Source organism: uncultured Lacinutrix sp. (genome assembly GCF_947500605.1).
Taxonomy (GTDB): domain Bacteria; phylum Bacteroidota; class Bacteroidia; order Flavobacteriales; family Flavobacteriaceae; genus Lacinutrix.
The window spans coordinates 235938-261969 of the sequence record NZ_CANMSJ010000005.1; the positions used below are offsets into that span (position 1 = coordinate 235938).

A 26032-nucleotide genomic window follows, 5' to 3' on the forward strand; every position below is an offset into this window, starting at 1 on the left:
AAATTAAATAGTAGCAATTTCGAATTAAATTTCTTTAAGTCAGAGTATAAAACAAGAAATAGAAGAGTAATTTAAATAGAAGAATGTAATTGTGCGCACGAGAAGATTCGAACTTCCACGATCAAGATGATCACTGGCCCCTCAAGCCAGCACGTCTACCAATTCCGCCACGTGCGCTAAATTTAAAGTAAAAAAAAAGTTAAGCGAAATAGCTTAACTTTTTTTTAGTGACCGGGCTGGGGCTCGAACCCAGGACCCTCTCCTTAAAAGGGAGATGCTCTACCAACTGAGCTACCAGGTCATTTGTAATCGGGATGCAAATATATAAACTTTATGATAATGTGCAATAAATATTTGCTGTATGCGCATTAAAAAAATAAAAAGAAGTTAAGCTAGGCTTAACTTCTTTAGTGACCGGGCTGGGGCTCGAACCCAGGACCCTCTCCTTAAAAGGGAGATGCTCTACCAACTGAGCTACCAGGTCATTCGTTATTCGGGTGCAAATATAGAACCTTTTATTAGTATTGCAAGCGTATTTATATTTTTTTTTTGTTTTTTTGTTTTCTCAAATTATAGTTGTTTAATAATCAAATAATAAAGGCAAAAATGAATATTGTTTTAATTGGATACATGGCCTCTGGAAAGTCTAAAATTGGCGTTGAATTAGCAAAAATGTTAAACTATACCTTTCAAGATTTAGATAATGTTATCGAAAGAGGTGAGGATAAAACTATAAAAGAGATCTTTTCAGATTCAGGAGAGTTGTATTTTAGAAAGAAAGAGAAGGAGTATTTAGATTTACTAGTTAAAAATTCTAGTAATACAATAATTTCTTTAGGAGGAGGAACACCATGTTATTATGACACAATGGAAAGGCTATTAGCCAATAAAGAAATAAAAACAGTGTATTTAAACGTTAGTATTCCTGTTTTAGTTAATAGACTTAATAACGAAAAATCTAAAAGACCATTAATATCTCATATTAAAACAGATGATTTATTAATGGAGTTTATAGGTAAACATCTTTTTGAAAGGGCATCGTATTACAATATGTCAGAAGTGAAAATAAATGCTAATGGAAAGATAGAAGATATAATAGAAGATATTCTACTTCAACTATTTTAGATTTACCTCAAAGTTTTTACCTTCTAAAATGACTTCAACATGCTCATTTAAAGAAGTCGAAAAAGAAATGCCTTTAAAATCTGCTTTAACAGGATATTTTTTATGATTTCTATTAACTAACACAGCTGTTTTAAATTTCTTTAAGGGAACATCTAAAAAATGCTTAACGCCATAGATTAGGGTTGTACCAGAGTTTAAAACATCATCAATAAGAATTACCGATTTGTTTGTGTAATCTTCTTTAGAGATTGATGTTTTTATAACTTCTAATGGGTTTTTCTTATCAATTATTACTTTGCATAGAATAGGCTGTATTGGAGAGATTTTACTTAAAACTGTTTTAAGTTTTTTTGCCAAAATATAGCCATTAGAATCTATTCCTGCTAAAATCACTTCGGTTTCATTACTATTAGCTTCATAAATCTGATAGGCGATTCTTCTTATTTTATGTGTTATCTCATCATGAGAAAGAATACAATTTTTTAAAGTAGTCATGTTTTGCTGTTTTAATTTAAATAGAAGTTATTCTTCTTCATCATTTTCTTTATAGACATCATCAATAGCTCTTCTGTCTTTTTTAGTAGGTCTTCCTGTTCCTTTTTTTCTGTAATAATCTTTTGCAAATTTAAGAAGTTCTTGAGATTCAAAGGCAGATTTTGGTGTAGTATCTACTCTGTAAATATCAACTAGTTTTGCTCCAACGCGGTTTGGAGGTATATCTAAAACAGTAATAGTGTAGTTAATTTGATTTTTTCTTAACTCAATTTTATCTGTTGGATATACTTCTCTACTAGGTTTAACAACTTGTCCATTAACCTTAATGTGTCCTTTTTTACATGCTGTTGTAGCTATATTTCTAGTCTTGAAATATCTAACACACCATAAATACTTATCAATTCGCATATAATTTAACTTAATTCTACCTTAATGGTATTGTGCAAAATTATTATATAGTTTATCTTGCACTCAAAAATAAGCAAAAATGAATTTAAGAAAATTTTTAATCCCAACTTTATCATTGTTTTTTGTAGTTTTTTCATGTACTGATGAAGAAGATGATATTGTACCGATAGCTACAAGGGAGAGACAAGAGGTTTATGATGAGAATGAAGAAGATATTTTAACTTACTTTGAAACCCATTTTTTTAATTATGAAGATTTTGATTTTGCAGATGCTAATAATCCTACAAACAATGAGTTTACGATAGTTTTAGATACTATTTCTATAGGTAATGGAACTTCAGATAAAACTCCTATTATTAATTATTTAAATCAAGCTGAAGGTGTTTTCCCTCGATTAGATATTAAAATAGTTAATCAAGACGATATAGATTATAATCTATATATTTTAAAAATAAGAGCTGGAGAGGGAGACAATATTAGTCCGTTAGATGCTGCTGCTATGATTTACACAGGATTAACACCAGATGGTACTATATTTGATAGTCAAGTAAATATAGGACTAGGTCAACCTTTTGATTTATCTGGAGTTGTTGCGGGTTTTAGAGAGGGTATTGTAGAATTTAAAACTTCTACAGGTTTTACAGAAAATGCAGATGGATCCATAACTTACAATAATCATGGAATTGGAGCAGTGTTTATGCAATCTGGTCTAGGTTATTTTGCAGATCCACCTAGTTCAATAGATCAATATGTACCATTATTTTTTAAATTAAACGTTATTTCTAGAAGTAATACAGACTATGATGGAGATGGCATACCATCTCACTTAGAACATCCTGATGGAGATACAACAGACGATGATGAGGATGATACAGATGGAGACTCTTTTGCTAATTACATTGATAATGATGATGATGGAGATGGTGTATTAACTGCAGACGAGATTGAGCAAAAGGAGTATGAAGACGATGGAACAAATCAATTCATGTCTAAAGCAGAGGCGCAAGCTTATTTTACAGCGAATGCTGCTACTGATGAAATTTTCATTAGTATTGAAGCAGAGCAAGATGGTACATACATATTACATACTGTAGTTGTTCCGGCAACTATGGTAAATGGTGTTTCTATTCCAAACTATTTAAATTCTGATATTACAACAGAATTAGAATAGAGTTTAAATAAAAAATAAAAAAGCCCAATTTGAATTTCAAATTGGGCTTTTTTTATTTTTTGAAATTTTATAATTTAATAGAAAGACTCAATATTAATTGATTTGATCTTGTGTCTAACCGTCCTATATTAACTGTAGAATTGTTTGTTATAATAGTTGCTTCATTGTCTGTAAAACCGCGTTCGTAGCGCAGGTCTATTCCAACAGAATCAAAATTTAAAGCGACTCCAAAGTTTAGGCCAACTGTAAAATCATTTTCTATATCTCCAATTCTTACATTGTCAATATCCGAATCTAAAATATATTGAAACGCTGGACCTGCAAAGACACTTATCGGTCCTAAAACTTTAATACCAACTAAAACAGGAGCATCAATACGTTTTTGCTCAAAATCTCCAGTATCATATTCACTAGTTGTTTTAGTATACACAAGTTCTGGTTTTATGTAGATTTTGTCGCCTAGTTTACCAAATATACCAATGTGATAGCCTATTGCTCTTGTTGGGTCGTCAGAAGTATTACTAATAGAATTAAAATAATCACCATTAGCATTGTAGTTTACACCTCCTTTAATACCAAATCCGCTTCCATTTTGTGCTATTGATGATGAGATAATAGCCAAAACAAAAATTACTGATAAGCATACTTTCTTCCTTAAATCACTTTTATCATTCAAGTGACTTTGAAGTTTTTCAAAATTTCTCATAATTGTCGTTTTTTAATGTGAATTATAGGTTTAAACGAAAATCGTGCCAATATATTTTCTTAATACTATTGTTTGTAAGATAATAATAAATAAAAAAAAGGCTAAAAATAATTATTTTTAGCCTTTTGAATATTCTATTTATATGGAGTACTATTTTCTTTTTATAACTTTTTCACAAGCTTTAATAATAGCATCTGCATTTAAACCGTATTTTTCCATAAGTTGAGCTGGTGTTCCAGACTCTCCAAAAGTATCGTTAGTAGCAATAAACTCTTGAGGAGTAGGATTGTGTTGAGATAATACTCTTGCAACACTTTCTCCTAGTCCACCTAAATGATTATGTTCTTCGGCAGTAACAATACATTTTGTTTTGCTTACAGAGTCTAAAATTGCTTTAGCATCTAATGGCTTTATGGTATGTATATCTATAACTTCAGCAGATATTCCTTTTTCATTTAAGGCTTTAGCAGCTTCTAGTGCTTCCCAAACTAAATGTCCAGTTGCAACTATAGTTACATCTGTACCATCTACTAAATGTAATGCTTTTCCAATTTCAAATTTCTGATCAACCGGAGTGAAGTTTGCTACTTTTGGTCTTCCAAAACGTAAATAAACAGGTCCTTTATGTTCTGCAATAGCAATAGTTGCAGCCTTAGTTTGGTTGTAATCACAAGTGTTAATCACAGTCATTCCTGGCAACATTTTCATAAGTCCAATATCTTCAAGAATTTGGTGAGTTGCACCATCTTCTCCTAAAGTTAAACCAGCATGAGATGCACAAATTTTTACGTTTTTATCAGAATAAGCAATACTTTGTCTTATTTGATCGTAAACACGACCAGTAGAAAAGTTAGCAAAAGTTCCAGTAAATGGTATTTTTCCACCAATAGTTAAACCAGCGGCAATACCCATCATGTTTGCTTCTGCAATTCCTATTTGAAAAAAACGTTCTGGATTCTCTTCTATAAATTGATCCATTTTTAACGACCCAATTAAATCTGCACATAATGCAACTACATTTGGGTTTGTTCTTCCTAATTCTGTTAATCCTGCTCCAAATCCTGAGCGAGTATCTTTATTTCCTTGATTTTCGTATGTTTTCATCTTTTGTCTCTTAATTTGAAGGATTAATAATCTCCTAAAGTTTCAGGATTTTGGGCTAAACCAATTGCTAATTGCTCATCGTTAGGTGCTTTTCCATGCCAAGCATGTGTATGCATCATGAAATCAATTCCATTACCCATTACTGTTTTTAATAATACACAAACAGGCTTTCCTTTTCCAGTTAAAGATTTTGCTTCTGCCATTCCTTTTAAAATAGCTTCTATATTATTACCTTCTTCAATTTCTAAAACAGTCCAACCAAAAGCTTCAAACTTTGCTTTTATGCTACCCATAGGTAGTACTGTGTCAGTAGAACCATCAATTTGCTGACCATTCAAATCTATAGTAGCAATTATGTTATCTACATTTTTTCCTGCAGCATACATAATAGCTTCCCAATTTTGACCTTCTTGTAATTCACCATCTCCATGTAAACTATAAATTAAATGATTACAACCATTTAATTTTTTAGCTTGTGCTGCACCAAGTGCTACACTCATCCCTTGTCCTAAAGAACCAGACGCTATACGAACACCAGGTAATCCTTCATGAGTAGTTGGGTGCCCTTGTAAACGAGTGTTTAATAATCTAAAAGTATTTAACTCTTCTACAGGAAAATAACCAGATCTTGCTAAAACACTATAGTAAACAGGTGAAATGTGCCCATTAGATAGGAAAAATAAATCCTCTCCAATACCATCCATGTCGAAACCTTCTTTTCTATCCATTATTTCGCTGTAAAGCGAAACAAAGAATTCTGCGCATCCTAAAGAACCTCCTGGGTGTCCAGAATTTACTTTGTGAACCATTCGTAAAATATCTCTACGAACTTGAGTTGTAATGTCTTCTAATTGTTGTGTGTTTGCCATTGTTTTTAGCTTGATTTATAAAGCATCAAAAATAACTTTTTTAAAGAAGTAATGCAAAGATAGAGTGAAGGCACTTATTAACGAATTGATACGATTTGCTAACAATTTCAAACTTTTTATAATTTTATTAAATGTTTAAGAACGTATGTTGTTTTGTTAATTATCTTTACAAGCTGAATATTTCCACTAATTATGACATTCGAATTAAAAGGTAAAGACGCACAAAGTAGTGCAAGAGCTGGAGTACTTACTACAGATCATGGTGTAATTGAAACACCAATTTTTATGCCAGTTGGCACAGTTGCATCTGTAAAAGGAGTACACCAACGTGAGCTTAAAAATGATATAAATCCAGATATTATTTTAGGAAACACCTATCATTTGTATTTAAGACCTCAAATAGACGTTTTAGAAAAAGCTGGAGGTTTACATAAATTTATGAATTGGGATCGTAATATTTTAACCGATTCTGGTGGTTACCAAGTTTATTCTTTATCTGCTAATAGAAAGATTAAAGAAGAAGGCGTAAAGTTTAAATCTCATATAGATGGAAGTTACCATACGTTTACACCCGAAAGTGTAATGGAAATTCAGCGTAGTATTGGAGCCGATATTATTATGGCTTTCGATGAGTGTACACCATATCCTTGCGATTACAACTATGCTAAGCGTTCTATGAAAATGACACATAGATGGTTAGATAGGTGTATTAATCACTTAGAAAAAACACCTTTTAAATACGATTATTCTCAAGCATTTTTTCCAATTGTACAAGGAAGTACATACAAGGATTTACGTAAGCAATCTGCTGAGTACATAGCAAACGCAGGAGCAGTTGGTAACGCCATTGGTGGATTATCTGTTGGAGAACCAGCAGAAGAAATGTATGCTATGACAGAGATAGTTACAGATATCTTACCAGAAGATAAGCCACGTTACTTAATGGGAGTTGGTACACCTATTAATATATTAGAAAATATAGCTTTAGGAGTAGACATGTTTGATTGTGTTATGCCAACGCGTAACGCAAGAAACGGAATGTTGTTTACTGCTCACGGTTCTATAAATATTAAAAATTTAAAATGGAGAGACGATTTTTCTGCTTTAGATGAAATGGCAATTACATGGGTAGATACAGATTATTCTAAAGCTTATGTAAGGCATTTATTTACAGTAAACGAAAGATTAGCAGCACAAATAGCAACGATACATAATTTAGGTTTTTATATGTGGTTGGTTCGTGAAGCTAGAAAACATATCTTGGCAGGAGATTTTAGAACTTGGAAAGATATGATGGTAAAACAAATGGATAAAAGACTTTAATATTGAAAATACTTGACTGGTACATATTAAAACGATACTTACTTACATTTTTAATGATGATATTACTGTTTATTCCTATTGGAATAACAGTACATCTTGCAGAAAAAATTGGTAAAATATTAGAACGCGATGCTCCTTTTGGAGAAGTTATGGTGTATCTATTAGATTTCACTGTGTATTTTGCGCACCTGTTATTTCCGTTATTTTTATTCCTTTCTGTAATATGGTTTACTTCCAAATTAGCTAATAATACAGAGATTGTTGCTTTTTTAAGTTCGGGAGTTTCATTTTCAAGATTTTTAAGACCTTATTTAATTGGCGCTACTATTGTTGGATTGATATCTATTGTTTTAGGTTTATATTTAGCACCAAACGCTAGTAAAGGTTTTAACGATTTTCAATACAAATATTTAAAAGGAAAGAAAAGTACTCAGAATCAGAAACTATATAAACAGATTAATGACAACGACATTATTTACGTTAGTAGTTTCGATGCATCTAGAGCTCAAGGGTTAAATTTTTCTTTAGAGCATTTTGAAGGTGATAAAATGACCTGTAAAATTAATGCGAACAGTATTAGATATATGCCTGAGGATTCTGTTTATAGAATGCGTAATTATTTTAAACGTACTGTAACAGATGGAAAAGATATTCTTGAAATTGAAAGAAAAAAAGACACTGTCTTTAGTTTTGAATTAGAAGACTTAGTGCCAGACGATTATATAGCCGAGACACTAAATTACATAGATTTAAAACGTTTTATTACGAGAGAAGAAAAAAGAGGCTCTTCTAATATTGGGAGGTATAAGTTAGAGTTGTATAGAAAATGGAGTTTACCGGTTTCGGTATTTATATTAACTATTATAGCGGTTGCTGTATCTTCTATAAAAAGAAGAGGTGGGATGGGAGTAAACCTTGCTTTTGGTATTACAATTGCCATGATATTTGTATTCTTCGATAAGGTCTTTGGTACTATGGCTGCACAATCGGATTTTTCACCATTAATAGCCGTTTGGTTTCCAAATGTTATTTTCGGTATTTTAGCAGTTATATTATTATACAATGCTAAACGATAAACTTAAAAATTACTTACATCTACATTTTTTAGTCTTTATAGCTGGATTTACAGCTATTTTAGGAAAGCTTATTACTATAGAGGCAGTTTCTTTAGTATGGTATCGTATGGTAATTGCTGTTATATTTATGTTTGTTTACATAAAAATAGCTAAAATTGATATTTCAATAAAGAGAATAACACTTATTAAATTCTCTATTGCTGGAGTTATTATTGCTCTACACTGGATCACTTTTTTCGCATCTATAGACGCTTCTAATATTTCCATAGCATTAGCAATGTTTTCTACAGGAGCCTTTTTTGCTTCATTTATAGAACCAATAGTCTACAAAAGAAAGGTTATTTGGTACGAAATTTTATTCGGAATTATAGTAATTATAGGAATTGCAATCATCTTAAAAACAGAGATGAAGCATATAACAGGAATTATATTGGGTATTGCGTCAGCCTTTTTTTCATCATTGTTTGCAGTATTAAATGGTAAGTTTTTAGAGAAAGATTCAGCAACAAAAATTTCATTTTACGAGTTTTTAGCTGGTGTTATTTTTATTTCACTTTTTATAATAATATTTGGAGATGGTTTCTCTATAGAATACTTTCAATTAAGTAGTCAAGATTTTATTTATCTGCTAATTTTAGCCACTATTTGTACAACTTATGCCTTTATTGCATCAGTATACGTAATGAAGCAAATTAGCCCATATACAGTGGTCCTTACCTATAATTTAGAGCCTATTTATGGTGTTATTTTGGCATTAATTATATTCCCACAAACAGAGACTATGACACCTTCATTTTACTATGGTGCACTTATTATATTGACTACCGTTATATTAAACGGAATAATAAAAAACACAAAAGCCTTTAAAAATAAGAGGACACAAAACGAAAAATTTGTGTAATTTTGTAAGCTAACTAAGAAATTATATTAATACAATTCTCAATGGAATATTTAGAATTTGAATTACCAATAAAAGAGCTAGAAGACCAATTAGGCAAATGTCAAATTATTGGTGAAGAGAGCGATGTCGATGTTACAGAAACTTGTAAGCAGATCGAGAAAAAGCTTGTAGCTACTAAAAAGGAAATTTATAAAAACCTAACACCTTGGCAGCGTGTGCAAATGTCACGTCACCCTAATAGGCCTTATACTTTAGATTACATTAAAGCTCTATGTGGAGACTCGTTTTTAGAGTTACATGGTGATCGTAATTTTAAAGACGATAAAGCCATGATTGGTGGTTTAGGAAAAATTGGAGACCAGAGTTACATGATTATTGGTCAACAAAAAGGATACAATACTAAAACAAGACAATATAGAAACTTTGGGATGGCAAATCCAGAAGGTTATCGTAAAGCATTACGCTTAATGAAATCTGCTGAGAAGTTTGGTATTCCTGTAATCACATTATTAGATACTCCTGGAGCCTATCCTGGTTTAGAAGCAGAAGAACGTGGTCAAGGTGAAGCTATTGCTAGAAATATTCTAGAAATGACTCGTCTTAAAGTACCAATTATTACAATTGTAATAGGAGAAGGTGCTTCTGGTGGAGCTTTAGGTATTGGAGTAGGAGACAAAGTGCTAATGTTAGAAAACACATGGTACTCTGTAATATCTCCAGAATCTTGTTCTTCAATTTTATGGAGAAGTTGGGAGTATAAAGAACAAGCTGCCGAAGCTTTAAAATTAACTGCTAACGACATGAAAAAAATGAAGATAGTAGACGAGATTATTAAAGAACCTTTAGGAGGTGCACATAGTAATAGAGATAAAACATTTTTAGCAGTTAAAAATGCTATCGAAAAAACTTTTGATGAGTTAAAAAACTTATCACCAAAAGATTTAGTTGCTCAGCGTATGGATAAATATTCTCAAATGGGAGTTTACAAAGGCTAACAGTAATAAATACTTATAATATTAAAATCTGAAAGTTAGTCTTTCAGATTTTTTTATGCTTATTAACAATATTATTAACTTATTAACAGTTAAATTGTTAATGAGGTGTGAAGATTGAATTACATTAAAAGTCACATCCTCTTAACAATTGTTTTACTTTCGCTTAACATGAAGCAACCACAAAATGTATCTGGATATAAAGTAGATAAAAGCACAATTATCTCTCTTGAAAAAGGAAAAATACCACCACAAGCTCTTGATTTAGAAGAGGTTGTGCTTGGTGCTATGATGATTGATAAAAAAGGTGTCGATGAAGTAATCGATATTTTAAGTGCTGATGCATTTTATAAAGAAGCACATCAACATATTTTTGAAGCCATATTTATGTTGTTTCAAGAGAGTCAACCTATTGACTTATTAACCGTTTCAACGCAGTTAAAAACTAACGCAAAGCTAGATTTAGCTGGAGGCGATTTTTACCTTATTTCTTTAACGCAAAAGGTATCATCTTCTGCACATATCGAGTTTCATGCACGTATTATTTTACAAAAATTTATTCAGCGAAGCTTAATTAAAATTTCAAGCGAAATTATAGAAACGGCTTACGATGAAACTCAAGATGTTTTCGATTTGCTAGATATGGCAGAATCTAAGTTATATGAAGTAACTCAAGGAAATATTAAAAAATCGAGTGAAACAGCACAAGATTTAGTAATACAAGCCAAAAAGAAAATTGAAGAGATTTCCAAGAAAGATGGAATGAGTGGTGTACCTTCTGGCTTCGATAAACTAGATAAGTTGACCTCTGGATGGCAACCAAGTGATTTAATTATTGTTGCAGCCCGTCCAGGTATGGGTAAAACAGCTTTTACTTTAACTATGGCTAGAAATATAGCCGTAATGCATAATGTTCCAGTAGCCTTTTTCTCTTTAGAGATGGCATCGGTACAGTTAATAACAAGACTAATTTCAAGTGAAACAGGATTGTCTTCAGAAAAACTAAGAACTGGAAAACTAGAAAAACATGAGTGGGAACAATTAAATGTTAAGGTAAAAGCACTTGAAAAAGCACCTTTGTTTATTGATGATACACCATCACTTTCTATTTTCGATTTACGTGCAAAAGCAAGACGTTTAGCGTCGCAGCATGGAATTAAAATGATAATGATTGATTACTTACAGCTTATGACGGCTGCAGGTAGTGGAGGAAATAGAGAGCAGGAAATATCTACTATTTCTAGAAACTTAAAAGCATTAGCAAAAGAACTAGAAGTACCAGTAATTGCACTTTCACAGCTTTCACGTGCTGTAGAAACGCGTGGAGGTAGTAAAAGACCTTTACTGTCAGATTTACGTGAATCTGGTGCGATCGAGCAGGATGCCGATATTGTATCATTTATATACAGACCAGAATATTATAAAATTGATGAATGGGATGATGACGACCAGTCTCCTACAGCAGGACAAGGTGAGTTTATTGTTGCAAAACATAGAAATGGTGGATTAGAAAATATTCGTTTAAAGTTTATTGGAAACTTAGGTAAGTTTGACAATTTAGATGATTTCGATACTCCTTTCGGGCAAGAATTCCATAGTAAAATGAATGGTGCTGCAAACGAGGATACATTTAAAGCAGATAATTTTTCAGCTTCTCCTGAAGATGCATTTGGAGCTCCAGATGATGAAGTACCATTTTAAAATCTACTGTTAAAATTCATTAATAAAAGGCATCATTAAATTATCTTTACGTAAAAATAAGTGTAACAATAATGGATAAACTCCGTACCACAAATTATTTACTTTTAATTATAGTAATACCAATAGTATTTTATTTACTAAAAACGCTATCCTTTATTTTTGTGCCTTTAGTATTTTCAATGTTTATTGCCTTATTGTTTTTACCATTAATGCGTTTTTTAAAGCGTAGAGGAGTACATAAAATTATTAGTATTTGCATTGTACTATTAATTATTATACTTGGTACCAAATTAGGAATAGAGTTAGTTAAGTTATCGAGTAAGCAAATAATGGAAAGTGATTCTTCTTTTCTATTAAAAGCACAAACTAAAGTTAACGATTTAGTTTACGAAGTGGAGTCTGTTTTTGGTACAGATGCTATAAAAAAAGATAATGCAAAGTTATCGCGTTTTCTTAATAAAGAAGCTATTTTTAAGAATTTCGGGAATACTTTAAGCGTCGTTAGTAAGGCACTTACAGCGTTGTTAATGACTGTATTTTTTGTAGTTCTCTGGTTAGCCGAGTCTATAAATATTGAAAACCTTTTAAACAAAACTTTATTAAAGAAAAGGCACCAATCTATAAAGACATTTATTAAAATTGAAAACGATTTAATAAAGTTTATAAAGGTAAAAGTGCTAGTTAGTTTTTTAACTGGTGTGTTTACAGGTTTAGCATGTTATTTTTTTGATGTTAGTTTTCCTATTTTTTGGGGATTATTTGCTTTCTTAATCAACTTTGTACAAATGGTTGGTTCTTTTATTACAGTTATTTTATTATCTATTTTTGCCTTTGTAGAATTAGAAGCTTCAAGTACATTACTGTTTTTCATTATTGCAATTGCAGGAACACAAGTACTTTATGGTAGTATATTAGAGCCTGTATTTATGGGTAAATCTTTTTCTATAAATGTTATTACAGTATTGGTCTCTTTAATGTTTTGGGGATTTATTTGGGGCGTTCCAGGCTTAATAATGGCAATTCCTATTACTGTATTCCTTAAAATTATTTTCGAACAATTTTCTAGTACAAGAGAGATCGCTAAGCTTATTTCTGCTTAATTAATTATTTCAGCTTCTGTTGTATCATTTTTAGAAAGGAATAATTTTTTGATTATCTTTCAACTGGATTATTTTAATACAAATCAATTTTTGAAATAATTATCTTCAAGGCAATGAAAAAAATATTATTCATATTAATTCTTCTAATTACTAGTCAAAGTTACGCATCATATATTTTAATACCAATGGATGCAGATACCCAAGAAAATCATTTAAAAGCATACGGTATTACCTATTGGACATTAGCTAAAGACATAAAAGTAAAATGGTTATTAAATTATAGAGGTGGTTCTTTTTTGTTGCCAGACACAGATCAAATTCAGAAAGAATGCAAGATTAGAGGCGTAAGCTTCGAGATTTTAAGTAATGATAAAGCAGAAGGTATTCTTAAAGAAATTAGCAGTCCTAGTAAAAACATGGAAGCTGTAGTTTTAGAAAAAGCACCAAAAATAGCAGTATATACTCCAAAAGGAAAATTACCTTGGGATGATGCCGTAACAATGGTATTAACTTATGCCGAAATTCCTTACGAAACAATTTACGATGAAAATGTTTTAAAAGATGAACTTATTTTATATGATTGGTTGCATCTACACCACGAGGATTTTACAGGGCAATTTGGTAAGTTTTATTCAAGATATAAGACAGCAGCTTGGTATATTGAAGAAAAAAAATCTGCTGAAGATTTAGCAACAAAATTAGGATACAGTAAAGTCTCTAATGAAAAAAGAGATGTAGCCTTAAAAATTAGAGATTACGTTGTAGGTGGCGGTTTTATGTTTGCTATGTGTAGTGCTACAGATAGTTTTGATATTGCATTATCGGCAGAAGGTGTAGATATTTGCGAGCCAATGTTCGATGGAGATGCTAGTGATGCTAACTACCAATCTAAAATACAGTACCATAAAACGTTTGCATTTAAAGATTTTACACTAGAACGTAGCCCATTAGTTTACGAGTTTTCTAGTATAGACATGACTCCAAAACGAAAAATTCCAAAACAAACAGACTACTTTTCTTTAATGGATTTCTCTGCAAAATGGGATCCAATTCCAACCATGTTATGTCAAAACCATACAGCTTTAGTAAAAGGTTTTATGGGACAAACAACATCTTTTACTCGAGAACAAATTAAGAGCAACGTACTTGTTATGGGTGAAAATAGAACAAATGGAGAAGCAAAATACATTCATGGTATTAAAGGAAAAGGCTTTTTTACATTTTATGGAGGTCATGATCCTGAAGATTATACACATAAAGTAGGTGATCCCAAAACAGAATTAGAATTACACCCAACATCACCAGGTTATAGATTAATACTTAATAATGTATTATTTCCTGCTGCTAAAAAGAAGAAGCAGAAAACCTAGTATGAGATGTTTATTTCTTTGTATTTCATTTTTAATCTTTCATTTGTCATTTTCTCAAAATGATGATATTGTAGATTTTGGTCAGAATTTAATTTATGAAAACAAATTAGACGAAGCCATTAGTTATTATAATAAACATGTAATAGAGTCTCAAAATCAAGAACAAAAAATTAATCTCCTTTTAGGATTAGCAGAAATTTATAAACTAAAGCTAGATTATGATACAGCTAATGATTATTACATTAAGGCTTTTGATAATATTAAAACCATTAATAATAATCAGTTAGAGTTTTTATACCATGTAAAAATGGCAGAGTTTTTTAGAAAGAGAACAATGCTAATAGAATCTATTGCTGAGCTTGATAAAGCAGCACAAATTTTAAAACAACATAAAGTTGAAGCGCTTTATTTAGCTAAATATTACAATAGGAAAGCAGCACTTTTTACAGAGTATTATAATATAAATGATTCAACACTTTTTTATGCCAATAAATCACTTGATTTGGCAAAAAAAATAAAGGATAAAGATAATGTGTTTTATTCTTTACTTGAAATTGCAGGCGTTTATGAGCGTAAAAAAGAATATAACACAGCAATACTCTATCTAGAAGAAATAATCGAATTTGCAGAAAGTAATAATATGGAGCAACAGGAAGCTGATGCTTATATAAGTTATATTATGGCTTTAGCAAGAAGCAATCAATTAGAGAAAGCATTGGAAAAAGCTTTATATGCGGCTAACTTTTTTAAAGAAAAAAACTTATTATATAATGAAATAATCTTTAATGAGAATATTCAAAACTTGTATTTTAGACTCAACAATACAGAAAAAGCATACGAGTATTTAAAATACAGACTAGAGCTTACTACTAAGTATAACGAAATTAAAAAAGAAGAATTATTATTAAACATTGAAGGTAAATACAGACTTAAAGAAAAAGAAAATCAAATTAAAATTAATACTCTCGAAATTCATAATAAGAACAAAGAGTTAGTAGCAAATAGAGTGAATTTATATGTAAGTACAGGCTTGTTTTTGTTTGCTTTTTTTATAATTGCTGTTATCGCCTATTTTCTTAAAAGAACAAGAAAAAGCAACAAAAGGTTGCAATCTTTATCCCAAGAAAATGAATTTTTGTTAAGTGAAGCCAATCATCGTATAAATAATAATTTACAGCTGGTAGTTATTCTTATTACTAATCAACTTAAAAAAACTTCAGAAAAAGAGGGTATTCATCTAAAAAATATTTTAACTAAAGTTGAGGCTATTTCAACCTTACATAAACATTTGTATAAAAGCGAAGACAAAAAGAAGGTCGATACCGCTAGTTATCTTAACGATGTAAAAGTAAGTTTTTTCGATGTGTTTAAAGACAACGATATTATAACCAATTTTAATATTACTTCCATAGAAATCCCTACAGATCATGCAATGTATTTTGGGCTTTTACTTACAGAATTATTAATAAATTCTATAAAACATGCTTTTTATAAGCAAGATAATAAAACAATAGATTTTGAATTACAATCTATTAATGGTTATTTATTATTTAATTATACTGATAATGGAATTACTAGTTTAAATAAAACAATTAAACCAAAACTAATTGATAAAATCTGTCGTCAATTAGAAATGGATTATAAAATAAATACAGACAAAGGTTTTTCTTTTTCACTCTCAAAAAAATTAACTAATGAATAAGCTAATTGATACAAAAATTCTAATAGTAGAGGATGAAATTATTATTGCCGATTATATTGAAGAGTTGTTGCAAGAAGAACACTTCACAAAAATTAATATTGCAAATAATAAAGAATCTGCTTTAAAAGAAATGTCTTCTTTTTTGCCAGATATAATCCTTATGGATATTAATTTAAAAGGAGTAAATGAGGGCATTGAACTAGCAAAATTAAAGAATAGTAATGCAACAATTATTTTTATTACAGGTCAACACGATTTAGTATTAATGAATGATGCTTTAAAAACAAATCCGGATGCCTATTTAACTAAACCTTTAAAAAAAGTAGATTTATTGGCTTCTATAAATTTAGCCGTGCATAAAAAACAATCACAAACATTTCAGTTTAAAGATGGTTACGATATAGTTAGTTTAGATTTTAATGCTATTAAGTACTTTGTAGCAGAAGGTAATTATGTAAATATTCAGACCGCTTTTAAAAAATTTACTACTAGACAATCTTTAAATACTATTTTAGAAAAATTACCATCACAAGTTTTTAGTCAAACACATCGATCTTATATTGTAAATAAAAATAAAGTACAGCGTGTTACTTCAAACTCAGTATTTATAAATGGTGTAGAAATCCCGCTTTCTAGAACCTACACAAAGCAATTTAAATAGTCTTCTACATACAAAATACCGCATTTCAACCCTTGTTATTTGTGTTTTATAGATTAAAAGTTAGTTTTAGCGTCCTTAATTAAACTAACAAATTTATAATTCATGAAACAATTTTATTTTACTTTTTTTGCTGTACTGTTTTTTGGTATGGTCTCTGCTCAAACCTTTCAAGAAGGTGGAGTTAATTATTATGTCATTTCAGCAGCTAACAGCACTGTTGGTGTTGTATCATCAGCAGATTTTGAAGGCGCACTAATAGTACCTCCAACGGTTAATAACGCTAGTGTTGACTATACTGTAATTGCTATTTTAGATAGTGCGTTTGAAAATAGTACAACGCTAACTTCGATAGAAATACCTAATACAGTAACGTTTATAAGTAATGGTGCATTTCGATTTTGTACCAATTTAACTTCTGTAATAATACCTAATTCAGTTACAAGTATCGGACAATTGGCCTTTGGTGCATGTACTAGTTTAACTTCTGTTGTAATACCTGATTCAGTTACTTCTATCGGTATTGAAGGATTTGCGGCTTGTTCAGGTTTAACTTCTCTAACAATTTCTAGTTCGTTAACTAGTTTGTCAGTTGGCGTATTTGGAGGTTGTACTAGTTTAACGTCGTTAAATATTCCAAACTCAGTAACTAGTATTGGACAAGATGCCATAAGAGCTTGCTCAAGTTTAACTTCGGTAACGATTCCTAGTTCAGTTACAAGTATTTCTAACACTGTATTTCAAGACTGTGCTAATTTAAATGCAGTTACTGTTAATTGGGAGTCACCTTTGTCTATTAATGCTAATGTTTTTTACAATGTAAATGTTGGTAACGCAACCCTTTATGTTCCTGTTGGTGCTGAGGCACTTTATCAATCAGAGCCAGTTTGGCAAAACTTTGGTACTATTGGTCAACCACAAGCAGGATCACATCTTGATTTTGGTAATTCGAATGACTATGTAGATTGTGGTAATAACCCAAGTTTAGAGATTACAGGAAATACAATTACCTTAGAGGCTTATGTGAAATTTAATTCTTTTGGCGCTGCACATTGGTTAGGTAATATTATTAATAAAGCATCACCAGATGCTAGTGGTTATATGTTAAGAGCTGGTGGTAATGGTGCTGTTAATTTTGTTGTTGCAAATTTTGGATGGCATGAATTAACTACTGCGGATAATACAATTACTCTAGATACTTGGTTTCATATTGCAGGCGTGTATAATGGTACTACCTCAAAAATTTATGTCGATGGAATTGAAGTTGCTTCCACTAGCATTGCAATGGGTAATATAGGTGAATCCGCTTTTAATGTAAACTTAGGGAGAGATCCTCAAGATACTGGTAGAGGATTAGATGCATCACTAGACGAGGTTCGTATTTGGAATATAGCAAGAAATGAAACTCAAATTATTACAAGTAAAAATTGTGAATTACAAGGTGACGAAACTGGTTTAGTAGCGTATTATAAATTTAATCAAGGGATCGATGCAGCAGATAATACATCAGAAACTACAGTTATTGATGTAACAGGAATAAATAATGCTACTTTAACTAATTTCACTTTGTCAGGAACAACTTCTAATTGGTTAGCTGGTTCTCCAGTAACAACAGGCTCAATAATTCCTTCTGAAGCAACAGTTACAACACCAGTAACATATACTCAAGGAGATACTGCGTCACCATTAACAGCTACTACAGGATCTAATGGAACAGGATTAATGTGGTACACATCAGAAACAGGTGGTTCTGGGTTATCAACAGCACCTTCACCAAGTACTGCAACTATTGGGACAACTTCATATTGGGTTTCAAGTACTAATGATAATGGATGTGAAAGTGAAAGAATAGAAATAGTAGTTAATGTTTATGCTCCAGCAACTCACTTAAATTTTGATGGATCTAATAATTATATTGAATTAGCAAATGAAGCTAATTTTGACTTTACAACTGAAATGACTGTAGAGGTTTGGGTGAATTCAAACGTGTTGCCTCAACAATGGGATGCTTTAGTCGTTAAAGGAGATGATAGCTGGAGATTACATTTAAATGATTCAGGAACTGTGAATTTTACCTGTAGTGGCGTAACATCTACACAAGAAATTAATTCAACTACAAATATAAACGATGGAAATTGGCATCATATAGCTGCAACTTTAGGTGGTAACGCTATTAAGATTTATATAGATGGTATATTAGAAACTCAAGCTACCGCTTCTGGGATTATTAATAACAATGCGCAGACTGTGTTAATTGGAAACAATCCAATATATCCTGATCGTTTTTTTACAGGTAATATGGATGATATTCGTATTTGGAGTGTTGCAAAAACAGCTAATCAAATTAATGCTGGTAAAAATTGCGAATTACAAGGTAACGAAACAGGTTTAGTAGCTTACTACAATTTTAATCAAGGTATTGACGCAGCAGATAATACATCGGAAACAATTCTATTAGATGCTACTGCAAATGCAAATAATGGAACGTTAACAAATTTTGCCTTAACAGGAACGACTTCTAATTGGTTAGCAGGTTCTCCAGTTATAACAGGATCAATAATTCCTTCTGAAGCAACAGTTACAACACCAGTAACATATACCCAAGGAGATACTGCTTCACAATTAACCGCAACAACAGGATCTAATGGAACAGGATTAATGTGGTATACTACAGAAATTGGAGGAATGGGTGACGTAAATGCTCCAACACCAGATACATCTACAGTTGGCTCTACGTCGTATTGGGTAACTAGTACAAATAACAATGGTTGTGAGAGTGAGCGTTCAGAAATAGTAGTTAGTATTGAAGAAACATTAGGAGTTAATAATAATAATAATAACGAACTAAGTAATATCACTATATATCCAAATCCTAGCAGTAGTTTATTAAATATTTCTAATATAGACGGAATTGAATTACAGTTATCTATTTACGATATTAACGGTAGATTATTGTTAAGTAAAACATGTAATAAAGAAATTAATACAGTAGATATTTCGTCATTTAGTAATGGAATGTATTTATTAAAAATGAAAACCGATTTTGGTGAAGTTACTAAAAGAGTAATTAAAGACTAAGTTTTCCTATTATAACAAATATAAAGAGTCGCAGAAATGCGGCTCTTTTTTGTATAAATACAAGATTATATCCAAACATAATTTCTTACTTTTAAACAAAATCAAAACGCATGTCAGCAAAAGAAGATATTTTAAAGAAAATACAAATCCTTATAACCAATCATTTTAAAACACCAGAAGAAGCTTTTCGTTTTTTTGATGAAGATGCAAATGGTAAATTGTCCAAATCTGAAATTAAAAACCTACTCAAAGAAGCAGAAATTAGTGGTTTCATTCGTGGTATTGTTAGTTCAAAATTAATTGAAGGATACGATAAAGATGGTGACGAACTTATAAATTGGGCAGAATTTCAGGCAGCTGTAAATGAAATATCTAACTAAACACACGTGAAAAACTACGTTATCCAATTTTTAAGCTTACTGTTCAGAACAATTATTTTCTGGACGTTGGCTTTTAGTATTTTTGTTTTTATAAGATATTATGCAATAGGAGCAGAGGAAGGTTTAATAGTTACAGATTATCATATCTCAGATATATTGCGTTATGCAAGTCCGTTAGGATTGTTAATCGGAATTCTATTTGCTATTGTAGAATTTGTTTTCGATAAATTCCTCTCTAAAAACCTATCACTAGCATTAGTATTAATAGAGAAATTTGTAATATATTTTATAGGTATAATTCTCTCATTAAATTATGTTTTTCCGCTAGTAGAAAACGAATTAAATTTAAACCTAACTACAGAAGAAGGTTGGTGGAAAACCAGTCAAATATTCTGGATTATTGTAGGTTATTTTTTAATCTGTTCTATAGTTTTTTCTTTTGTAAAAATTGCAAACGATAAGTTTGGCAAAGGAGTATTCTTTAATTTATTATTAGGTAAGTATAGAAAGCCAAGAGAAGAGAAACGAATTTTTATGTTTCTAGATTTACAAGCATCTACAACAATTGCCGAAAAACTTGGTCACTATAATTATAGCGAACTAATACAAGATTGCTTCTACGATTTAAATAGAATTGTAACTAAATATGATGCTGAAATATACCAATATGTTGGTGATGAAGCAGTGTTAAGTTGGACTTACAAAAGAGGTATTAAGAATAATAATTGTGCTAAGTTATTTTTTCATTTTCAAGACAGGATAAAAAAAAGAGAAAAATATTATCTAAAAAAGTATAATCTTGTTCCCGTATTTAAAGCAGGAATTCATGGAGGAAAGTTAATCGTAACAGAAGTAGGTACCGTTAAAAAAGAGATTGCATATCATGGAGATGTTATTAATACATCAGCAAGAATTCAAGGAGAATGCAATAAGTATAAAGAGTTACTATTGTCTTCTAATATCTTAATTAATGATTTGTCCCTTTCATCAAAGTATAAAACAGAATTTATAGGTAAGATAGAACTAAAAGGTAAAGAAGAGAAGTTAGATATTTCTGCAATTAGAGTGTCTTAACTTTCGGTCTAGCATCAAGCATTTGCTTTAAAACATGTTCAACACCATTTTCATTATTACTTTTGGTTTCAAAATTAGCTGTAGCCTTAACATTAGGATGAGCATTTTCCATCGCATAACTAAACTTTGCGAGTTTTAACATTTCAATATCATTATTATAATCGCCAAAGGCCATAGTTTCTTCGGGTGTAATATTATGCTTTTTCTGTATTAAGGAAATAGCATGACCTTTATTAGCTATGTTTTCAGATATATCTACCCAATGATTTGCACTAACTTTCACCTTAAAGCGATTTTCAATATGTTTAACATGAGGGTAAATAAAGCGTTCAGAACTTTTTTCATGAAATAGAGCAGCTTTGTATATAGGTTCTTTAATTTCAGATGGATTGGATATTAAACTGTATTTAGGATAATATTCCTTCAATAGATCTAATAGCAATATAGAATCGCTTAAAACATAAGCTTGATTTTTAGCGCAAAAGACAGCATGAGAATCCTCTATGTTTTTTATTAATTCACTAATCTCTTTAAAGTGATCATTCGCTATAGGGCTAGATAAAAAGAGTTCATCGTTTTTAATCGCGATTCCACCATTTTCCGAAACTATAATAATATCGTCTTTAATTTTAGCAAACTTATTTACCATACTATAATAGGGGCGGCCACTGGCTGCAACAAATAGAATGTTTTCAGATTTTATCTGTTCAAATAGTTCAAAAAACACATCACTTATTTCATGATTAGAATTTAGTAAAGTACCATCAAGATCTGTAACTATTAACTTTACTTCAGAAAAATCAATCATCATATTTGTTTAAATTTTAAGACAAAGATAATTACTCTCCTTTGTTTTGTGCTAACATTAGTATTATGTTAACGTAAATCAAACACAAAAAAAAGTCCGATTCTTTCGAATCGGACTCTCTATCATATAAGTGAAATGATATTTATTCAATTGGCAAAATGCCCTTATTTAATTTTGTTCACAATTGCTTCAAAAGCACCTGGGTGATTCATAGCTAAATCAGCTAAAACCTTACGGTTTAATTCGATATTGTTAGCTTTCATCTTACCCATAAATTGAGAATAAGACATACCGTGTAAACGAGCTCCAGCGTTAATACGCGTGATCCATAATGCACGAAATGTTCTCTTTTTTACTCTACGGTCTCTGTACGAATATTGCATCGCTTTATCAACCGCATTTTTTGCTACTGTCCAAACGTTTTTACGACGTCCAAAGTAACCTTTTGCTTGTTTAAGCACTTTTTTTCTTCTGGCTCTTTTGGCAACAGAATTTACTGATCTTGGCATAATTTTAATGTGTTTTGTAGTAGGCGGTCAATAAAACTGACACTTTGTTTAAATCTAAGTTTGCCTAACTCCAGGGTTTATAAATAATTTGTAACCGAATTAAGGTAATGTTACTTTAAACGTAGCATTACTTTAATGTTGTTCTCATCTGCTTTATGTACTAAACCATCATGAGTTAATTTAAGCTTACGTTTCTTAGACTTCTTTGTTAAGATGTGACTCTTAAACGCGTGCTTTCTTTTAATCTTTCCAGTACCTGTAAGCTTAAAACGCTTTTTAGCACTAGATTTTGTTTTCATTTTAGGCATCTTGTTTCCTAGTTTTAATTATTTCACTTATAATATCTTATGTTGGGTTTCAATCAACACTCTTAGTATTAGGTTAAAAAGTTTAACGCTAACAAAAAATTATTTTTTAGGAGCAATAAACATAGTCATTCTTTTTCCTTCCAATCTTGGCATTTGTTCTACTTTACCAAGTTCTTCTAGGTCTTGTGCTAAACGCAACAATAAAATTTGACCTTGCTCTTTAAACACAATCGAACGTCCTTTAAAGAATACAAATGCTTTTAATTTAGCACCTTCTTTTAAAAACTTCTCGGCGTGTTTCTTTTTAAATTCGTAATCATGATCATCCGTTTGTGGACCAAAACGAATTTCTTTAATAATTACTTTTGTCGCTTTACTTTTTAAAGCCTTATCACGTTTCTTTTGTTCGTAAAGAAACTTCTTGTAGTCCATAATTTTACACACAGGAGGATCCGCCTTTGGTGAAATCTCCACCAAATCAAATTCTTGTTCCTCAGCCATGGCTAAAGCTTCTCTTGTTGTATAAATACCAACTTCGACGTTTTCTCCAACTAGACGCACTTTCTCTGCTCTAATTTTTGAGTTTATTCTGTGTTGGTCTTCTTTAATGACTCTTAAAGGGCCTCTCGATCTTTTTCTACGTATTGCTATGACTTTATGTTTTTAGTTAAACGATTAATTTAATTATATTAAAATTGTTTTAATGTCTTATTTATTTCTGTTTTAACAATTTCTGAAAACTCATCTACACTTATCGTGCCCAAATCGTCTCCACCATGTTGTCTTACAGATATCTTGTTTTCATTCTCTTCATTCTCTCCTATGATAATCATATAGGGCGTCTTATTCATTTCAGCCTCTCTAATTTTCTTACCAATAGTTTCACTGCGGTTATCTACAAGAGCGCGAATTTCGTGTTTTTCTAGCAAATTTAAAACTTTTTCACCGTATTTCTCATATTTCTCACTAAGAGTTAATATAGAAACTTGATTTGGCATTAACCAAAGTGGAAAATTACCACCTGTATGCTCAAGTAAAATAGCTATAAAACGTTCCATACTTCCAAAAGGAGCACGGTGTATCATTATTGGTCTGTGTAACTCGTTATCACTACCTTTATAAGTAAGTTCAAAACGCTCAGGTAAATTGTAATCAACCTGTATTGTACCTAGTTGCCATTGTCTTCCTAAAGCATCCTTTACCATGAAATCTAATTTAGGACCATAAAAAGCAGCTTCACCAGTTTCTATAACATAATTTAGATTTTTATCTTTTGCAGCACTAATAATTGCCTGTTCAGCTTTCTCCCAGTTTTCAAGACTACCTATATACTTTCCTGGATTCTCAGGATCTCTAACAGAAACTTGAGCAGTAAAGTTCTCAAAGCCTAAAGAACCAAACACATAAAGTACTAAATCAATAACATCTTTAAATTCTTTATCCAATTGGTCAGGAGTACAAAAAATATGTGCATCATCTTGAGTAAAACCTCTTACACGAGTTAAACCATGTAATTCACCACTTTGTTCATATCTATAAACGGTACCAAATTCGGCAAAACGTTTAGGTAAATCTTTGTAAGACCATTGTGTTGCGTTATAAATTTCACAGTGATGTGGGCAATTCATTGGTTTCAATAAAAATTCCTCATCCATTTTCGGCGTTTTTATAGCCTGAAAACTATCCTCTCCATATTTTTCATAATGTCCAGAAGTAACATAAAGTTCCTTTTGTCCAATATGCGGAGTCATTACCATTTCGTAACCTGCTTTTTTCTGTGCAGCTTTTAAGAAATTTTCTAAACGCTCACGTAAAGCAGCACCTTTTGGCAACCAAAGCGGTAAACCAGCACCAACTTTTTGTGAAAACGTAAATAACTCTAATTCTTTACCTAGTTTTCTATGATCACGTTTTTTAGCTTCCTCTAATAAAGCCAAGTATTCAGTTAACTCTTTTTGCTTAGGAAAAGTAATTCCATAAACACGAGTTAATTGAGGTTTTGTTTCATCACCTCTCCAATAAGCACCAGCAACAGATAATATTTTTGTTGCTTTTATAATACCTGTGTTAGGTATATGTCCGCCACGACACAAATCTGTAAAAGTAGAATGATCGCAAAAAGTAATAGTACCATCTTCTAAGTTCTCAATCAATTCAGTCTTAAATGGATTGTCTTTATATAACTCTAAAGCTTCCGCCTTACTAGCACTTCTCATTTTAAACTCATGTTTACCACGAGCAATCTCCAACATTTTGTTTTCAACCGTTTTAAAATCCTTATCAGTTAAAACATTTTCTCCAAAATCTACATCATAATAAAAGCCACGCTCAATAGCAGGACCAATAGTTAATTTAGCATCTGGATAAAGCTCCTGTATAGCTTGTGCTAGTACGTGAGCACTAGAATGCCAAAAAGCAGTTTTTCCCTCATCATTATTCCAAGTATATAATATCAAAGAACCATCAGTGGTTAAAGGCGTTACGGTTTCAACGGTTTCTCCATTAAAACTAGCCGAAATAACATTCCTAGCTAAGCCTTCGCTAATGCTTTTAGCAACATCCATAGGTGTTGAGTTCGCTTCAAACGATTTAACACTCCCATCAGGTAAAGTAATCTGTATCATATATAAGTTTAAATTCAGTTAACAAAGATAATAGGTTATAAACACACAAACAATACATATACGTAAATTATCTTTATTTCTATTTGGGCGTTACCTAAAGGTCGGGCTTTCCACTATATCTTTTTGCCGAAAAAGCAAAAAGGATGCCGTTTCAATCCCTAACGCGTTAGCGATGTAAACTATTCTTAACACAATAATAAAGTAATTATAACACAGTAGTCTTACAAAACCCAAAAAGAGAGTAAAATAACAAAAAATCAAGGCTTATATAATAAGGACAAAACAATTAAAAAAGGAAGAAGTGAAATCACAATGCAACTGCTTGATTAATAATGGTTAAAAGATGCTCTTAAAAATAATAATAAAAAACATAAAAATAAAGGTTGCGTAAGTAAAAAACGGTTGTACATTTGCAGCCGCTTAGCGCCGCAGTCACAACGACAAGGTATAAAGCGAAGTTCATTATCAAGACGAAATAAAATAATATAAAAAAGATTCAAAAAAGTCTTTTTATATTAAATAAAGGTTGTAAGTTTGCAGCCGCTTAAAA

Annotated in this window: 24 protein-coding genes and 3 tRNA genes; 14 read left to right on the plus strand and 13 right to left on the minus strand. The window is 31.2% G+C overall.

The features are described 5' to 3' along the window. Positions 1-92: 92 nt before the first annotated feature. The 3 genes from Q0935_RS09635 to Q0935_RS09645 all read right to left on the minus strand — a co-directional run bounded on the left by Q0935_RS09635 (position 93) and on the right by Q0935_RS09645 (position 484). A tRNA-Leu gene (locus tag Q0935_RS09635) sits at positions 93-177 on the minus strand. 51 nt (positions 178-228) lie between these two features. Next, a tRNA-Lys gene (locus tag Q0935_RS09640) sits at positions 229-301 on the minus strand. 110 nt (positions 302-411) lie between these two features. After that, positions 412-484 (minus strand) — tRNA-Lys (locus Q0935_RS09645). 122 nt (positions 485-606) lie between these two features. Between Q0935_RS09645 and Q0935_RS09650 the strand changes: the two genes are divergently transcribed. Continuing rightward, the gene (locus Q0935_RS09650) at positions 607-1125 is read left to right on the plus strand and encodes a shikimate kinase (RefSeq protein ID WP_299251905.1); all 519 of its coding nucleotides are present in this window, start codon (positions 607-609) and stop codon (positions 1123-1125) included. Here the strand turns inward: Q0935_RS09650 and Q0935_RS09655 are convergent. Together Q0935_RS09655 and Q0935_RS09660 are read right to left on the minus strand one after the other, a co-directional pair. After that, positions 1117-1620 (minus strand): phosphoribosyltransferase family protein, encoded by a 504-nt coding sequence (locus Q0935_RS09655; RefSeq protein WP_299385299.1) that lies wholly within the window; start codon positions 1618-1620, stop codon positions 1117-1119. The two genes, Q0935_RS09650 and Q0935_RS09655, sit on opposite strands and share 9 nt — an antisense overlap. A gap of 27 nt (positions 1621-1647) precedes the next feature. Further along, positions 1648-2028, minus strand: coding sequence for an RNA-binding S4 domain-containing protein (locus tag Q0935_RS09660; RefSeq protein ID WP_299385304.1), 381 nt, complete (start codon positions 2026-2028; stop codon positions 1648-1650). Between the two features lie 79 nt (positions 2029-2107). Between Q0935_RS09660 and Q0935_RS09665 the strand changes: the two genes are divergently transcribed. Further along, positions 2108-3199 carry a hypothetical protein gene (locus tag Q0935_RS09665; RefSeq protein ID WP_299385307.1) on the plus strand — a complete coding sequence of 364 codons (1092 nt, stop codon included), beginning with the start codon at positions 2108-2110 and terminating at the stop codon, positions 3197-3199. 67 nt (positions 3200-3266) lie between these two features. Here the strand turns inward: Q0935_RS09665 and Q0935_RS09670 are convergent, their stop codons facing one another. The 3 genes from Q0935_RS09670 to Q0935_RS09680 all read right to left on the minus strand — a co-directional run bounded on the left by Q0935_RS09670 (position 3267) and on the right by Q0935_RS09680 (position 5878). Continuing rightward, the gene (locus Q0935_RS09670) at positions 3267-3905 is read right to left on the minus strand and encodes an outer membrane beta-barrel protein (RefSeq protein ID WP_299385310.1); all 639 of its coding nucleotides are present in this window, start codon (positions 3903-3905) and stop codon (positions 3267-3269) included. A 150-nt stretch (positions 3906-4055) separates the two neighbouring features. After that, the gene (locus tag Q0935_RS09675) at positions 4056-5009 is read right to left on the minus strand and encodes a transketolase C-terminal domain-containing protein (RefSeq protein WP_299385315.1); all 954 of its coding nucleotides are present in this window, start codon (positions 5007-5009) and stop codon (positions 4056-4058) included. A 23-nt stretch (positions 5010-5032) separates the two neighbouring features. Then, positions 5033-5878 carry a transketolase gene (locus tag Q0935_RS09680; protein ID WP_299385318.1) on the minus strand — a complete coding sequence of 282 codons (846 nt, stop codon included), beginning with the start codon at positions 5876-5878 and terminating at the stop codon, positions 5033-5035. Between the two features lie 192 nt (positions 5879-6070). Here Q0935_RS09680 and tgt point away from each other — a divergent pair, with 192 nt between their 5' ends. From tgt to Q0935_RS09740, 12 genes are all read left to right on the plus strand, one after another. After that, positions 6071-7201 (plus strand): tRNA guanosine(34) transglycosylase Tgt, encoded by a 1131-nt coding sequence (gene tgt / locus Q0935_RS09685; protein ID WP_055435307.1) that lies wholly within the window; start codon positions 6071-6073, stop codon positions 7199-7201. A gap of 2 nt (positions 7202-7203) precedes the next feature. Continuing rightward, complete coding sequence (locus tag Q0935_RS09690; protein ID WP_299385322.1) at positions 7204-8277, plus strand: LptF/LptG family permease; 1074 nt, start codon at positions 7204-7206, stop codon at positions 8275-8277. After that, positions 8264-9178, plus strand: coding sequence for a DMT family transporter (locus Q0935_RS09695; RefSeq protein WP_299251927.1), 915 nt, complete (start codon positions 8264-8266; stop codon positions 9176-9178). The genes Q0935_RS09690 and Q0935_RS09695 overlap by 14 nt, the downstream gene beginning before the upstream one ends. A 41-nt stretch (positions 9179-9219) precedes the next feature. Next, positions 9220-10173 (plus strand): acetyl-CoA carboxylase carboxyltransferase subunit alpha, encoded by a 954-nt coding sequence (locus Q0935_RS09700; protein ID WP_055435304.1) that lies wholly within the window; start codon positions 9220-9222, stop codon positions 10171-10173. Positions 10174-10341: 168 nt separating this feature from the next. Next, positions 10342-11871 carry a replicative DNA helicase gene (dnaB, locus tag Q0935_RS09705; protein WP_299251933.1) on the plus strand — a complete coding sequence of 510 codons (1530 nt, stop codon included), beginning with the start codon at positions 10342-10344 and terminating at the stop codon, positions 11869-11871. Between the two features lie 71 nt (positions 11872-11942). Continuing rightward, positions 11943-12971: an AI-2E family transporter gene (locus Q0935_RS09710; protein ID WP_299251936.1), complete on the plus strand. Its 1029-nt coding sequence runs from the start codon at positions 11943-11945 to the stop codon at positions 12969-12971. Between the two features lie 113 nt (positions 12972-13084). Further along, on the plus strand, positions 13085-14341 hold the full coding sequence (locus Q0935_RS09715; RefSeq protein ID WP_299251939.1) for an asparagine synthetase B: 1257 nt from the start codon (positions 13085-13087) through the stop codon (positions 14339-14341). Position 14342: 1 nt separating this feature from the next. Then, the gene (locus Q0935_RS09720; RefSeq protein ID WP_299385329.1) at positions 14343-16043 is read left to right on the plus strand and encodes a histidine kinase dimerization/phosphoacceptor domain -containing protein; all 1701 of its coding nucleotides are present in this window, start codon (positions 14343-14345) and stop codon (positions 16041-16043) included. After that, positions 16036-16704, plus strand: a complete 669-nt coding sequence (locus Q0935_RS09725) for a DNA-binding response regulator (RefSeq protein WP_299251945.1) — start codon at positions 16036-16038, stop codon at positions 16702-16704. The genes Q0935_RS09720 and Q0935_RS09725 overlap by 8 nt, the downstream gene beginning before the upstream one ends. A gap of 102 nt (positions 16705-16806) precedes the next feature. Beyond that, positions 16807-19779: a LamG-like jellyroll fold domain-containing protein gene (locus Q0935_RS09730; protein ID WP_299385334.1), complete on the plus strand. Its 2973-nt coding sequence runs from the start codon at positions 16807-16809 to the stop codon at positions 19777-19779. A gap of 110 nt (positions 19780-19889) precedes the next feature. Further along, a complete protein-coding gene (locus tag Q0935_RS09735; RefSeq protein ID WP_299385338.1) occupies positions 19890-20159 on the plus strand; it encodes an EF-hand domain-containing protein in 270 nt (89 codons plus the stop codon). Between the two features lie 6 nt (positions 20160-20165). Next, on the plus strand, positions 20166-21233 hold the full coding sequence (locus Q0935_RS09740; RefSeq protein ID WP_299385342.1) for an adenylate/guanylate cyclase domain-containing protein: 1068 nt from the start codon (positions 20166-20168) through the stop codon (positions 21231-21233). Here the strand turns inward: Q0935_RS09740 and Q0935_RS09745 are convergent. The 5 genes from Q0935_RS09745 to thrS form a co-directional block, all read right to left on the minus strand. After that, positions 21220-22044, minus strand: coding sequence for an HAD family hydrolase (locus Q0935_RS09745; RefSeq protein WP_299385346.1), 825 nt, complete (start codon positions 22042-22044; stop codon positions 21220-21222). The two genes, Q0935_RS09740 and Q0935_RS09745, sit on opposite strands and share 14 nt — an antisense overlap. Positions 22045-22205: 161 nt before the next feature. Continuing rightward, positions 22206-22550, minus strand: a complete 345-nt coding sequence (rplT, locus tag Q0935_RS09750) for a 50S ribosomal protein L20 (protein WP_055435294.1) — start codon at positions 22548-22550, stop codon at positions 22206-22208. A gap of 110 nt (positions 22551-22660) precedes the next feature. Next, entirely contained in the window at positions 22661-22858 is a 198-nt protein-coding gene (gene rpmI, locus Q0935_RS09755; protein WP_055435293.1) for a 50S ribosomal protein L35, read from the minus strand. A 99-nt stretch (positions 22859-22957) separates the two neighbouring features. Then, a complete protein-coding gene (gene infC, locus Q0935_RS09760) occupies positions 22958-23467 on the minus strand; it encodes a translation initiation factor IF-3 (protein WP_262494949.1) in 510 nt (169 codons plus the stop codon). A gap of 80 nt (positions 23468-23547) precedes the next feature. Beyond that, positions 23548-25482, minus strand: a complete 1935-nt coding sequence (thrS, locus tag Q0935_RS09765) for a threonine--tRNA ligase (RefSeq protein WP_055435291.1) — start codon at positions 25480-25482, stop codon at positions 23548-23550. Positions 25483-26032: the final 550 nt, after the last annotated feature.